This is a genomic window from Photobacterium sp. AWH4_225 (genome assembly GCF_056158405.1).
In genome coordinates this window covers 432,959-446,378 of the sequence record NZ_JBSWTF010000004.1, presented here as the reverse complement: position 1 = coordinate 446,378, position 13,420 = coordinate 432,959, and the positions used below count along the sequence as shown (strand labels likewise).

8 protein-coding genes and 1 riboswitch are annotated in these 13,420 nt (G+C 44.0%); of the genes, 6 read left to right on the top strand and 2 right to left on the bottom strand.

Going from position 1 to position 13,420, the window contains the following annotated elements:
* Window positions 1-204 precede the first annotated feature (204 nt).
* The 3 genes from ACXAD4_RS19460 to ACXAD4_RS19450 all read left to right on the top strand — a co-directional run bounded on the left by ACXAD4_RS19460 (window position 205) and on the right by ACXAD4_RS19450 (window position 5,512).
* Window positions 205-1,410 (top strand): NupC/NupG family nucleoside CNT transporter, encoded by a 1,206-nt coding sequence (locus tag ACXAD4_RS19460; RefSeq protein WP_475243513.1) that lies wholly within the window; start codon window positions 205-207, stop codon window positions 1,408-1,410.
* A gap of 208 nt (window positions 1,411-1,618) precedes the next feature.
* Window positions 1,619-2,146, top strand: coding sequence for an NADPH-dependent FMN reductase (locus ACXAD4_RS19455; protein WP_475243511.1), 528 nt, complete (start codon window positions 1,619-1,621; stop codon window positions 2,144-2,146).
* Window positions 2,147-2,485: 339 nt separating this feature from the next.
* Window positions 2,486-5,512, top strand: a complete 3,027-nt coding sequence (locus tag ACXAD4_RS19450) for a cadherin repeat domain-containing protein (protein ID WP_475243509.1) — start codon at window positions 2,486-2,488, stop codon at window positions 5,510-5,512.
* Window positions 5,513-5,583: 71 nt separating this feature from the next.
* Here ACXAD4_RS19450 and ACXAD4_RS19445 read toward each other — a convergent pair whose 3' ends face one another.
* A complete protein-coding gene (locus tag ACXAD4_RS19445) occupies window positions 5,584-8,187 on the bottom strand; it encodes a glycosyl hydrolase family 18 protein (protein ID WP_475243507.1) in 2,604 nt (867 codons plus the stop codon).
* A 157-nt stretch (window positions 8,188-8,344) separates the two neighbouring features.
* A riboswitch (cyclic di-GMP riboswitch) is annotated at window positions 8,345-8,427 on the bottom strand.
* Between the two features lie 736 nt (window positions 8,428-9,163).
* On the opposite strand from ACXAD4_RS19445, the gene parM reads away from it, so the two are divergent.
* Complete coding sequence (gene parM, locus ACXAD4_RS19440) at window positions 9,164-10,195, top strand: plasmid segregation protein ParM domain-containing protein (protein ID WP_475243505.1); 1,032 nt, start codon at window positions 9,164-9,166, stop codon at window positions 10,193-10,195.
* On the top strand, window positions 10,188-10,868 hold the full coding sequence (locus ACXAD4_RS19435; RefSeq protein WP_475243503.1) for a hypothetical protein: 681 nt from the start codon (window positions 10,188-10,190) through the stop codon (window positions 10,866-10,868). Before parM ends, ACXAD4_RS19435 begins: the two co-directional genes overlap by 8 nt.
* 102 nt (window positions 10,869-10,970) lie before the next feature.
* On the opposite strand, the gene ACXAD4_RS19430 is transcribed toward ACXAD4_RS19435, so the two are convergent.
* Entirely contained in the window at window positions 10,971-12,362 is a 1,392-nt protein-coding gene (locus ACXAD4_RS19430) for an MATE family efflux transporter (protein ID WP_475243502.1), read from the bottom strand.
* Window positions 12,363-12,489: 127 nt separating this feature from the next.
* Between ACXAD4_RS19430 and ACXAD4_RS19425 the strand changes: the two genes are divergently transcribed.
* Window positions 12,490-13,362 (top strand): LysR family transcriptional regulator, encoded by an 873-nt coding sequence (locus ACXAD4_RS19425; protein WP_475245593.1) that lies wholly within the window; start codon window positions 12,490-12,492, stop codon window positions 13,360-13,362.
* Window positions 13,363-13,420: the final 58 nt, after the last annotated feature.

Genomic DNA, 13,420 nt, shown 5'->3' with positions numbered 1-13,420 from the left:
ATTGTTCGCGAAGGCATAAATACTTTTTCCATTTGGCAATAATCAAGGATGGCATAAAGTAAACCCCATTAAAATCAATTATTTGTGCTCGTTGGTGTTTGGGGTGATTTAAACGTGTAACAAACAAATAGCAAACCTGCCTTGTACGCAATCCTTTGCTCTCTAGAATGCGCGGCTCAACATTTAGAGCAAAGGTGCTATTTCATGTCTTCCTTACTGGGTATTTTCGCCATTCTGGTTATTGCGTATCTCCTATCAACAGATCGCCGCAATATCCCTGTCAGAACTGTATCACTGGCATTTGGTCTGCAGATCATTTTTGCTTTGCTGGTGCTGTATGTCCCTGCAGGAAAAGATGCCCTAAATGCAGTAACAGCAGGTGTATCCAGTGTCATCGACTATGGGCAGCAGGGAATTAGCTTTTTGTTTGGTGGCTTGGCAACTGGCAGCGTGGGGTTTGTTTTTGCCATTAATGTACTGGGCATCATCATTTTCTTCTCGGCGCTTATTTCTGCGCTTTACCATATTGGCTTGATGCCGAAAGTGATCAACGTCATCGGCGGTGGCTTGCAGCGTCTGCTGGGCACAGGCCGTGCTGAATCACTATCTGCAACCGCTAATATCTTTGTTGGTATGGTTGAGGCACCGCTAGTGGTTAAGCCTTACCTGATAAAAATGAGTGACTCGCAATTCTTTGCGGTGATGACTTGCGGCCTAGCTTCAGTGGCAGGTGGAACCTTGGTTGGCTATGCCTCGCTGGGTGTGGAATTGAACTTTCTGATTGCTGCGGCCTTCATGTCGGCTCCTGCAGGCTTGTTGATGGCTAAAATGATGGTACCACCAAGCGAGCAGGTGAACGATGAAGATGAAATCACGTCTGTTGAGCTGCCACGTGCGACCAATGTGGTTGAAGCTTTGGCGGACGGTGCCATGTCCGGCGTGCGTATTGCCGTTGCGGTAGGTGCAACGCTACTTGCTTTCATTAGTGTGATTGCGCTGCTTAACGGTCTGCTGGGTAGTGCTGGTGACTTGTTTGGTATTCAGCTGAGCTTTGAAATTATCCTTGGTTACCTGTTTGCGCCGATTGCATTCCTGATTGGTGTGCCTTGGAATGAAGCCTTGGTGGCTGGCTCATTGATTGGTAGCAAGGTAGTAGTTAACGAATTCGTTGCCTTTATCCAAATGATGGAAGTGAAAGATCAGCTGAGCGAGCACTCACTGGCGATTGTCACTTTCGCATTGTGCGGCTTTGCCAATGTTTCAACCATGGCGATTCTGATTGGTGGTTTGGGCAGCCTTGCCCCTGAACGTCGCACCTTTATTTCGAAAATGGGCTTCCGTGCGATTGCTGCTGGTGTACTGGCGAACTTGATGAGTGCCTCAATCGCAGGTGTGATTCTGTCACTTTAAGCACGGTATTACTTTAAAAAAGAGAATACTTTCAGCCTTCTATATGGCCGGGTTGAATGAATAAGCAAGAGGGGAGAACGCTAGTTCTCCCCTTTTTTCATAAGGTTATATAGCAGGATGCTAAATAAGCTATTAGGTTTACTTAGCTAAACTGGATTGCTACTGTTAACGGGCAAGCAAAATAATACTTATTGAAAAGGATGACAAAATGAAAGTGATAGCCTTCGCCGCAAGCAATAGCAGCACCTCCATTAATAAACAACTTGTCACCTATGCCGCCTCGCAATTGGAAGGCATCAACGTTGAAGTGTTGGATCTCAATGATTTCGAGTTGCCACTTTTTAGCCAGGATAAGGAAAATGAACTGGGACAACCCGCACTCGCCCATGCATTCCTTAAGAAGGTTCAATCTGCAGATGCACTGCTGATTTCATTCGCCGAGCACAATGGCTCATACACAGCGGCCTATAAGAATTTGTTTGATTGGGTTTCTCGCATCGAGCCTAAAGTGTATAAAGATAAACCCGTTGTTTTGCTATCAACCTCACCAGGCCCTGGTGGTGCCAAGAACGTATTGGCAGCGGCTGAGTCATCGATGCCATTCTTCGGTGCGGAAGTGAAAGCAACATTATCTGTTCCGAGTTTTTACGAGAATTTCGACCCTGAAAATGGTGGCATAATTCATCCGCATTTGAATGATAAGCTTGTGACGACAGTACAGTTACTTCAAAGTTAATCTCTTTAAAAACTCGAAATCCTTGAATATTTAAATAATATCAAGGGTTTTTCTCACAAATTATTTGATTTTATTTTTCATATATGAAAAATTTGATTGTTAATTTTAATTCATTCATTTCAAGTCCAACTTAACTTGTGGTTAAGTTCTTGATTTTTTTTGCTTATTTTTGGTTGCTGTTTTTAAATTTATAAAATATATGACATAGTCATACATTTCAATAAATCAATGTTATTGAATCTTAATGTTTGCTGAACGTATAATCCGCACGAAATAAAATATTGTTCGATTAATTCTACCACATAAGTGGTAAATATATTTTTTTGCAGGCGGAAAAACATGAATACTAAATATTCTGCATTGATATTAAGTCTTATCTTATTTGGATGCGGTGGTGGAGGCGGAGGTTCAAGTGAACCAAATTCAGCCCCGAAACCACCTGAAAAACTAGAGCGAACAGCATTATCCGTTCAAGACCTTTCGCTAACCTTTTCTGAGAATGGCATTGCCTACCCGCAGGTACATCATCAAGTTGGAGAAACTGAATTTAGCATCTCTGCTGGTGAACCAAATGATGTGATCACCATTGATCCTAATTCAGGCGTGATATCAATACTTGCGGTTGGAGAAACTGAAGTTACTGTTGTTGATAGTAGCAGAGAGTATAAGACTTCAAGTGCAACATTTAATGTTGTGGTTGATAAAGCCAAGAATACTGAGCTAGAACTATCAGACATCAATATCTCTACAGTTACTAATGGGGATATATTCTTACCTTTTTCTGGAAATAAAGGTGAAATCGAAGTTAATTTTCAGCCAGAAGGGTTAGTACGCTTTATCCCAGAGTCGGGGACTATTGTTGCTGAAGGCGTGCCAGGGACAGTTGAAGTTACGCTTACGGATCTCGGAAATAGAAATTATTTTGAAACCACTAAATCAGCCAAAATAAACATAGAAGCCATTGAGCCTGACGTGCTTGATTTTTCTTCAATTATACGCAGTTTCCAAACAGGCTTGTCTTTTAATCCAGTCAAGATAAGTGGTTCTGAAGATGGATACTTCCACTATGAATTGGCTGACGAGGATAAATCAAATCCTGTTATTACGCTCAATGAAGACACGGGCTTGATGACGGCCTTACGAGTCGGTGATGCCACTGTTAAAGCTACGCAATACTTTGGCAGTGAGTATGGATATGCAACGGAAGAAGCCAGTTTTAAAGTGAGAGTTGAGGTAGGTAAACGTCCTAATTTAACTGTTTCCGATGCTAACATCTTCTTTGATAGTGAGAAGCTATTTACTCCTGCAGTAAATAACAGTGTCGCACCTGTTCATTATGAGGTTCTAACTGGGAACGATGCTATTGAAGTTGATGAGCAAACAGGTTTATTGCGAATACTAAAAGTGGGTCATGCTGAAGTTAAAGTTGTTGATGATATCAACAAGAATTTTGCTGCTGATGAACGACTGTTTTCTGTAAATGTGAACCCTGCTGTTCATCCGGGGATTAAAGACAGTGTAGTAACCTATACCTTCGCAGAAGATATGAAAGTTACTCCATCAATGAAGGGGCAACTAGGTAAGCTATCTTTCAGTGGAAATAGTAATGTTGTTTCATTAAATGATAATCAATTGAGTATCTTACGTGCAGGAACAGCAAATCTATCTGTTATTGATGACGGCGGAGAAAACTACCAGTCATCGTCACCGGCATTTTTGACCGTCAATGTACTTAAAGCTCGTCATCCAGATTTTACTGTAAGCAGCTTGACTACAACATATGCGCCAGATTTGTGTTTGGACACAAATTTCACAGGCAATATGGGCAGGATTACCTTGTTGCCAGCAACAGATGGTGATAGAAAAATCGTTGAGTACGATGTTTCAAAGCATTGCTTTAAGATATTAAAAAGTGGTGTTGCTAATTTTACTGCTGTTGTAGAAGAAAGTGAAAATTATCTCGCATCAGTGCCTAAAAAAATGAGTGTTGTTGTGAATGCTGCTGATTCTTCGTTAATCGTCAAAGGTGACTTAGTCAGTACTTTTTCTGAAGGTAATCCTATACTTTCTTCACCTAAAATTAGTGGTGTTGTGGGTGATTTAACTTATAAGATTCTTGATGATAAAAGTGAAAACGATGTTATATCGATCAACTCTTCTAGTGGAGAAATGACCGTTCACAATGCTGGACATGCAGTCGTGGAAGTAACTGATTCAGGTGATGATAAATATAAGCCGACAAAGACCTCTTTCTCTGTCACTATCGATAAAGCTGCTAACCCCGTAAAAGTAGATTATAGTGATGCTGTGTATTCTCCTGATGGCGTGATAACACCGGTGATTGAAAATCTAAAAGGTGATATTTCTTTTAAGGTGAATTATCCCAATACATCGCCAGTGACGTTGATTGAAGGTGGAATACTGTCTATTCAATCAACAGGGGAGTTTAGTATTTCATTTGAGGCTGCTGACTCAAGGAACTATTTACCAGCGTTTGGTAATGTTGATGGGGTTATTCATAAGGCGGAACATCCAGGCTATGAACTTCAAAATGAAAGTTTTGAATATGCACCATTGAAAAAAGTATTCGCTGATTTGCCTTTATCATACGGTACTCGAACATATAGCCTCGAGGGGGTAAACGGTGGATGGTTTGGCAAATACTTGCAAGTACAGCCAGGTTCAGGAGAAATTTCTTTATTCGACTATGCACCAAAGAAAAATTTCACGTTGTGGGTAAGTGAAAAGTCAAATGAACTTTATAAAGAATTGAAGCCTCAGCCTGTCAGATTCATAAACATTAAGCCACCAGAAAAAGGAAAGGCTACCCGAGATCTGACCATATCAGAGTCCTTTGTTACTCTTGAAAGCTCGGTGAAAAACAGTGACGATAAATTCGATAGTTCTAAAATTAAGCTTGTTGGTGCAACTATAGAGGCAGAAACTTATGAGGAGATAAGGCAATATGGCCACGGTCTTATATTATCTGTAGACGTTGTATCTTCTGAGCCTTTAGGAAATTCAGGAACTAAAATTACACGTTCAGTTCGTTTGCTTGTACAGCGATATGAGGGTTGTGCTTCCGAAGTAAATGAATCGAACTTACCTAATTTGATTGAACAGAAGCATGCTGTCGGTTTATTGAATGGGAAACCATGTGAAGAGGGGCCAACTAATCTAATATTGACTTATAAAATTATTGATAAATCCTCGATTAATCAGTTCGCGTTTTATGATGGTGAGTGGCAGACAGTACAACCTTTTGTTGTATATCGAAGTGCTAGTATGAAGTCGGAAGAAACTGGTTTTAATGAAGAAAAACTAGTTGAATGGGACCGTATTGAATTAATTTTGACCCGAGATTAACTTGAAGAAAAGCTGAAAAACAGCGACTCATAGAGTCGCTGTTTTTAGCTATCATTCATTCTTTTTCGCTGCTAGTCACAAGTAGCTGCACCGATGTTCTCCCATACTGAAGCAACTCCTGGCTCTTCGCCTTTGGTCCACCATTTGGCTTTCCAACGGTAGTCGTTATGGTTGACTTCACCACCACCGTTGTACGCCACACCCGTGTTCCAACCAAACTCAACATCACTGATCAGTTTCCACTGATCGGCAGTCGAAGTTGGCTCGTTGTTTTGCGTCCAGTATTTTGCCTCCCAAACCAGTTGGTCGTGGCTGACTTGGTCACCGGTATTGTAAACAGCACCGCCTGACCAAGCAGGATAGTTGCCCGCATTTGGATCGGTTAAGTCACACTCATTGCCACCTGTATCTTTAGGTGTCACAGTCACGGCTGTTTGCGCCTGTGCATCCAGTGCGCCGTCTGATACCAATACAGCTACCGTTGCCGGCAATGTTTCAGTAACGGCAGGCGCAGTTAGGGTAAGTGACGCTGTGCCTTGGCCCGAAACTAGGCTAAACCCTTGAGGGATAGTCCAGCTGTAAGTCAACGGGTCACCGTCTGGGTCATCCGCTTGGGCATTGAGGGTGAAGGTATCTTGCGTCTCAACAGTAAGCTGGGCTGGCAGCGATACGCTCGGCGGCTGGTTTTCCTGCTCTGCCTTGTTATTGATGGTAACTGTGTCGCTGTCAGTCAGGCCTTCCTCGTCTGTTACTGTCAGGGTGAAGGAATAGCTGATATCAGTATCGGTTGAAGGTACGGTTATCGTTGCCTTTGCCTCGTGTTCCCCAGTAATAGCCAGGGTGTCGCCAGCAGTTTGTTTCCAGCTATAGGTAATGGTTTGTTGCTCAGGATCGTAGGAGTTTGAGCCATCCAGAATGACATCAATTGGTCCTGTTACGGTCTGGTCAATGCCGGCATTGGCATGAGGTGGTTTGTTCTCCGGTGGTGGTGTCACTCCGCCATCACCATGGCCGAGCCCTTCGTGCATCGCATTGAGGATATCGCCATTGTCGGCATCAATTTCCCACGAGAATAGGCCTGCCAAGCCACGTTGCTGAACATAGTTGCCTTTCGCTTTTACAGCTCTGGCGTTATCGTAGGAGATAAGCTCTTTAGTGGTAGGGTTCCACTTGTATGAAGCTTCTGCTTGCTCGTCGTAACGGTCTTCCCAGCCATTGCCTGAGTGATTGTCGGCAATATCGCGGTAATCCAATACGCCTGCTTCCCATGTGCCATCAATACCGCCGGTGGCCTGTCCTGTCATCGGGTTATCGCCGGTATAGTTGTGAACTCCTTTCCAACCACGACCATATTTTGGTACCCCAATCACCAATTTCTCCGGATCGAGCCCTTGTGCCAGGAGATCATTGACCCCTCGGTCTGTGGTGTGGGTAACCGCAGGGTTATGGCTCGCATCATACAGTCCAGATTGATGGCCTAGGTTGTTCAAATCGAAGGCACCGAACATGTCGTAGTTCATCAGGAAGATGTAGTCCATATATTGCTGGGCGCGGCTGTAGTCTACGACTTCGATCTTTTTGACATCGACACCGATGGCAGAAGTCAGCTCATAGGTGCGGCCTGTTTCTGCCGAAAGCTCATCCAGCATTTCACGCAGCTCTTTCATCAGCGTGACATATAATTCACCGTCTTTTTCTTTGTCGCCAAGAGTAGGGTGGGCACCGTTACCGCCCGGGTATTCCCAGTCGATATCTACACCATCAAAGAACTTCCAGGTCTGTAGGAACTCTTTGACTGAGTTAACAAAGGTCCGGCGCTTCGCTTCATCGTGCATGAAGTAGAATGGGTCTGAAAGGGTCCAGCCACCAATAGAAGGCAGGATCTTCAAATCTGGGTAGGCTTGTTTGAGCGCCATCATCTGGCCAAAGTTACCCCGGTATGGATCAGCCCAGTCACTGACGCCTTGTTGGCCTTTTTGAAGTGCAGCCCAAGGGTCATGGATAGCGACTTTGAAATCCTCTCGCCCCGCACAGGCTTTTTGCAATGCTTCGAAGCTGCCAGGGATTTGCTTCAAGCTGTCATTGATGCCATTGCCGCCACAGATTGGGGTGAAACCGTAGATGATGTGAGTGAGGTTTTGGGCTGGGACTTTATCGATAGGGAAGGCGCGGTCATACACACTCCACTCAACAAAATAGCTACCGACAACCTTACCTGATTTATTGGTATAAGGTTTATTGTTCTCTTGCAGAACGGGTACCAACGGCGCTAAGTGGCTACCATCGGTATCGGCGATAGTAAGCTCGACGCTGCCACTTTCGCTGCAGCCATCAGCGTTACACAGTTCAACGGTCATGTCGTAGACACCACCTTTGCTGACATCAAATGTGGCGCTTTTAACGCTGCCACTGCCGGTCCAGACCGTATTGCCATCAAGTTTCACATTGGCCGTCTCTGCAGGGTCGCCGCTCCATGTTTGCCAAGAAACGGTAACGGCGACACTGTCATGTACACCAACCACGATATCTTCGTAGCTGCTGGCATCTCGGTTTAACTCGACAAGAGCGTAGGTGTGCTCACCCCAATCAATGGTTGGTGCGCCGGGTGCGACAGCATAGCTTATTGAGGACGAGAGTAAGCCGCCAATAAATATGGCTAGATTAGACTTTTTCACAGAATGAACTCCATTTACATAAAACGAGTAATGGTTTGTTGAGCGGAATAAATTGAAACTCTATTTAGAAAACGAGACAAAACAGAACCAATCAATAATGTTCACACTCCATTTGTTTTAATAAATACGAGCACAACGAAAGGGAGTAAACTCCACTTGAGGTAGCCCCGCTATCATAGAAAACTCATTAGATCGGAAGCTTTGCGTCCTAAACTTTCATTTAGTTTGCCGTTGTCACAAGTACTATTAAATTAGTAGCAAAGGTGCTTATTTTGGTCAAAGAAAAATCTTTTGTTTTATTTTAATTGATAGCAAAAACTTGTGGGTATGTGAGCTTGCTTCATGAACTTGAGTGATATTGTGATTTCAATTAAGTGTTTGAATTTATATGGAATGGTGATCTTTGTCTAGCAAATTGGTGCGACCAGTTTGGCGAATTATTGAACGTGTCTTTTTACTTGTGGCGACAAAAAAATGTCGATTTCATATTGCATTAACGGGCGTTATTTACCGTTGGTGTTGTATTTCTTATGTGAATATTGGATGGGTTTCATCTGAATCACCGGCAAACATTTCTTTTACCGCTGTTTTTGCTCTTGATAATACCTCATATTATAAACAAAGAGTGTTTCTACAGGTTTTATAAATAAGTGATGATTTCATTTAATAAGAGTAATGCATTGTTATTTAATACCTTAATAGTGGCTGTGAAAGGTAAAGGGAGCTTGAAAAAGAAAGTTAAGCTTTTAAATTAAGTGGTGCAATCAGACAATCATGACTCAGTCAGTTGGTTGCATCTACCTGCATTCAAACAAAGCGGATCGACACGTTTTTAGAGAAATTAAATGAAAAACTAAGATTATTTTTGTTTTGCTGAATTGCTTCAAATCTCTCGTGCTGAGTTTGCCATTGGCCTGCAGTTTTTATTTACTTTCGCGCAGACCAATTACTCTCACCGAGAAAAAGCAGGAATACAATGACGCCACGTAAATTTGCGGTTGATGACGGTTCAACCAACGTTAAAGTAAGTTGGATTGAACAAGGTGAACTACATACCGTTATCTCTCCTAACTCGTTCAGGAAAAACTGGAAAAGTGCCGCACTAAGAAAAGACAAGAAGATCTTTAACTATACGATTGGCTCAACGAAATATACCTACGACATGACTTCGGACAAGGCATTGGAAACAACACATGTCGATTACCAGTATGATGATTTGAACCTGTTGTCTGTCCATCATGCTTTGTTACAGACTGGCATTGCACCAGGCCCAGTAAAATTGGTGGTGACCCTGCCTATTACTGAATACTACAACGCCGAAGATTGTCAGAAGAACGAAGATAAAATTGCCCGTAAGCGTGACAATTTGATGCGTCAGATCGAGCTTAACAAAGGCGAACTGTTTGAAATCGTTGATGTTGAGGTGATGCCGGAGAGCTTACCTGCGGTGCTTTCTACTCTGACTATGCAGTCTGTTAGCCAGTTCAACCGCTCTCTGGTGATTGATATCGGTGGCACAACATTGGATATGGGTGTGATTGTCGGTGAGTTCGATGATGTGTCAGCTATATACGGCAATAACGAAATCGGTGTATCCATGGTGACGGATGTGGCGCGTAAGTCACTAGCTGTAGCTGACAGTGATTCAAGTTACTTGGTGGCGAATGAGCTTATCAAGCAACGAGATAATCAAGATTTTGTGCGCGAGGTGGTAAATGACGAAAGCCAGATCTCGGTCATTCTCGACAAAATCGAAACAAAAATTGATGAACTGGGTAAGCAAGTTGCTTACGAAGCGAAGAAGTTCGCCAAGAACCCTAACCGTGTCTACCTAGTTGGCGGTGGAGCGAGCTTAATTTATCCGGCTGTGAAAAAAGCCTATGAGACCTTGGGTGAGCGAGTCGTGCTGGTGGAAGAGCCACAAGAAGCATTGGCACGCGAGCTTTGTTTGTATCATGCTGACGGCGAGGCCGTGAACATGCCTGTGCAAGAGGCTGTCAATGGCTGATCGTTTGAAGCGGATTAATTATTCGATTTACCTCGACCCGTTGAACAACCCGGCTGATCTTTATGCGAGTAAAATCCTTCATCAATGGGCTGATGATTTTTCGCGCTTGAAAGCTGAGTCGCCAGAAGAAAACGGGTTGGCATTAATCAATGCGCGGAATGTTCAGAAGCAGGTCTACCTCAGTGGCTTGTACTTGCACCTTTTAAGCCCTGAACTGTCCCAACAACTGAGTTTGCAGGTGACGGAATCTCAGGTGTCGGCGTCCACTCTGGAGAGAACCCTGAAAGGGTTGAGTCTGTTAGCGAAAGAGTTTGAGCCAGAGGCTAGCCAGCATGCACAGAGTGAAATGCTTCAGGCGATGAAAGCCTCAATTGTCGAGCAAATTCAAGCTGAAGGTAGCCATACCCGTGAGTTGTTGTCTCAAAAGCAGGCATCACAAGTGCAGCAACCAACACAGACAGAGTTGTTGAAGCGGGTAGAGGAGCAATCGCAAGAGATTGCTGAGCTAAAGAGATTACTCACAGCTCAGACTGAAATGATCCGTAATTTACCTAATGGCAGTGTTGGTGCTCAACAGGGGCGATCAACACAAGAGAAGAATGAAACGCCTGTTGTTGATCTCAATGAGCGCCTAGCTCATGTGCAGAAGATCAAGAAGAAAGGGATATTCTAGCAATAACCTCCTGCTGCAATTTAAGGTAAAAGAACAAGTAAAAAGTACACGCTTTAGGCGTGTACTTTTTTATGGGGTTTGCTTTAATTTCCTATGGCTGTATTAAGCCGTCACAGCGTTAAATGAGACATCGTTACGCTGTTTTTTCTGAATATCCTTCCATACCAAAGGCACAACAATCGCTGCCAGTAGAATGTTCGATAATGGCACCGACAGCCAAACGCCATCTACCCCAAGCCATTGTGGCAAGAAGTAAAGGAATGGCAGTTGAACCAACATGTTCCCTGCAGAAATCCCGAGCGCCTTCCCGCCTTGATTAACTGACATGAAGTAAACGGAAGCTAGGGCAATAAAACCGTCCAGGAACATGGCAAACAGGTGCAGACGCAGTCCATTGACTGTTTCAATGGCAAGGGCTGGATCGCCGTTGCTGAATAAGCTCACCAAGGTATTTGGGAACAGGTTAAGGAAAATAACGGAACCGACTCCAGTGATTACAACCACTTTACTGGCAAGGATGAGCGTTGCCCGGATCTTATTGCCATGGCCTGCACCGTAGTAATAGCTGACCGGAGGTTGCATACCGCTGGCGATACCTTCTGCCAGTAAGTAGTACATGGTCATCAAGTAGCCAACAATAGCAAATGCCCCGACATGAACTGCACTGCCGTAATCCATGAAAAGCTTATTGTGTACGGCAATGATAAAACTGAAATAGACATACATAAACAAGCTGGATGTGCCAAGACTTACTGCATTGGCTGCAATGCGAAAGTTAAATTTTATCGAGCTTAGATTGAGTCTGAGCTTTGAATAGCGCGTAAAAAAATAGCCAACGGCCACGATAGTGATAGATATCTGGGCAATGATTGTTGCAATTGCTGCCCCTTTCAGGCCCATGTCCAAATGGGCAATGAAAATATAATCGAGGATGATATTAATCACTGCACCCGCCATCATCAGCGCAGTTGAAAAGTTAGGGCTATCATCGTTACGAATGAGCATAGGCAGGGCACCTGCGGCGATCGTAAATACGGCGCCCCAAGTGAAGACTTCGATATAAGCGCTGCCCATTACCAATGGTGTCCCTGTTGCGCCCTGTGCGAGCAACAGAGAAGGTGCAATCATGGTGAGTAAAGCCATCACCAATAAACCAAAAATAGCGATCAGACCCAGGCCGGTTGATAGGGCCTGCTGGGCTTTGTTGTGGTTGCCTTCACCTTTGTAGATCGAAATTAGGCTGCCTGTGCCCATGCCAACAAGCAAGCCGAGGCCTGCAATAAGGCCGATGATAGGCCAAGCCATATTGATACCAGCCAAGCCTTCAAAACCGATGTAGTGGCCAACGAAAATACCATCAATGACTTGATAGAGGCCGTTGACCAGCATGGCGGCGACGGAAGGGATCGCATATCGCCAGAATGTTTTACTAATACTCTTGTTATCGATTGTGGTGTTTGGTTGTGATGATTCTTGAGTGACTTTCTCTTGCATGGGGATATCAGGCTTTTGTGACTTTGAAATTATTATCGCTATTTTCAAGATTGATTGAAGTTAGTATCCATCCGCTTTTCGGATGGGTTAAAATGATGTTTCATTGGATTAGTGCGAGATGAGCAGCGTGAATTGGACAATTGATCAACTGGAAGCTTTTGTTAGTGCGGTAAAACACGGCTCTTTTTCAGCCGCAGCCAGGCATTTGGGTAAAGCCCAATCAAGAGTGAGTACCGCTATTAACAATCTTGAACTGGATTTGGGGTTTGAGTTGTTTGATCGCAGTGCCCGGTTACCAGTATTAACTGCCGCTGGTGAAGAGATGTACATCGAAGCCCAGACGGTACTGGCACAATGCCAGCGATTATCGGCCAGAGCCATGACCGTATCCTCAGGTGAGGAGGCGACGTTTACTATTGCGATTGACGAAGCTGTGCCGGTTACTGCATTCGAGAGCCTGTTTGCTTTATTGGCAGAGCGCTACCCATTGCTGAAACTGACGATCATTAATGGCTCACAACAAGATATCTCGCAATGGGTGGAGCAAGAAAAGGCTGATCTTGGTGTGTTGTTTCACCAAGACGTTTTACCTGAGAGTTTGGAGTTTACCTCTATAGGCCAGTTCAAACATGCCTTGATTGTGTCGCGATCACACCCGCTGGCAAAGATATCTGTCCCAAAAATCGCCGATCTCACTCAGCATAGACAACTAGTGATTCGCGATCGAATGGGTATAGGTAAGGCGAAACCTATCTCGTCCAATTATTGGCATATTGATTCATATTACTTGATTTCTTCCATGGTAATACGTGGCATAGGCTGGGCCTTAGTTCCGGAGCACGTTGCGAAGGAAATATGGTATGTGGATGAACTGGTGGAGCTATCCTGTGAAGAAATTCCAGAGCCTCTAATGGTAGAGATGGGCGTGGTTAAGCGCAGGGACAAGGGCGTCGGCCAAGTGATGAACTGGATGTATGCCGAGCTAGCAAACATTTTCTAGCTGAGGTTCAATTTCTAGTTATCTTTATTAAACAAATTGTTGCTGCTAATGTCGTATC

Bases quoted from the DNA above. Each gene is read 5' to 3' on its own strand.
- ACXAD4_RS19455 (WP_475243511.1), top strand. From the start codon at position 1,619: ATGAAAGTGATAGCCTTCGCCGCAAGCAATAGCAGCACCTCCATTAAT.
- ACXAD4_RS19450 (WP_475243509.1), top strand. From the start codon at position 2,486: ATGAATACTAAATATTCTGCATTGATATTAAGTCTTATCTTATTTGGA.
- ACXAD4_RS19430 (WP_475243502.1), bottom strand. From the start codon at position 12,362: ATGCAAGAGAAAGTCACTCAAGAATCATCACAACCAAACACCACAATC.
- ACXAD4_RS19435 (WP_475243503.1), top strand. From the start codon at position 10,188: ATGGCTGATCGTTTGAAGCGGATTAATTATTCGATTTACCTCGACCCG.
- ACXAD4_RS19460 (WP_475243513.1), top strand. From the start codon at position 205: ATGTCTTCCTTACTGGGTATTTTCGCCATTCTGGTTATTGCGTATCTC.
- parM (WP_475243505.1), top strand. From the start codon at position 9,164: ATGACGCCACGTAAATTTGCGGTTGATGACGGTTCAACCAACGTTAAA.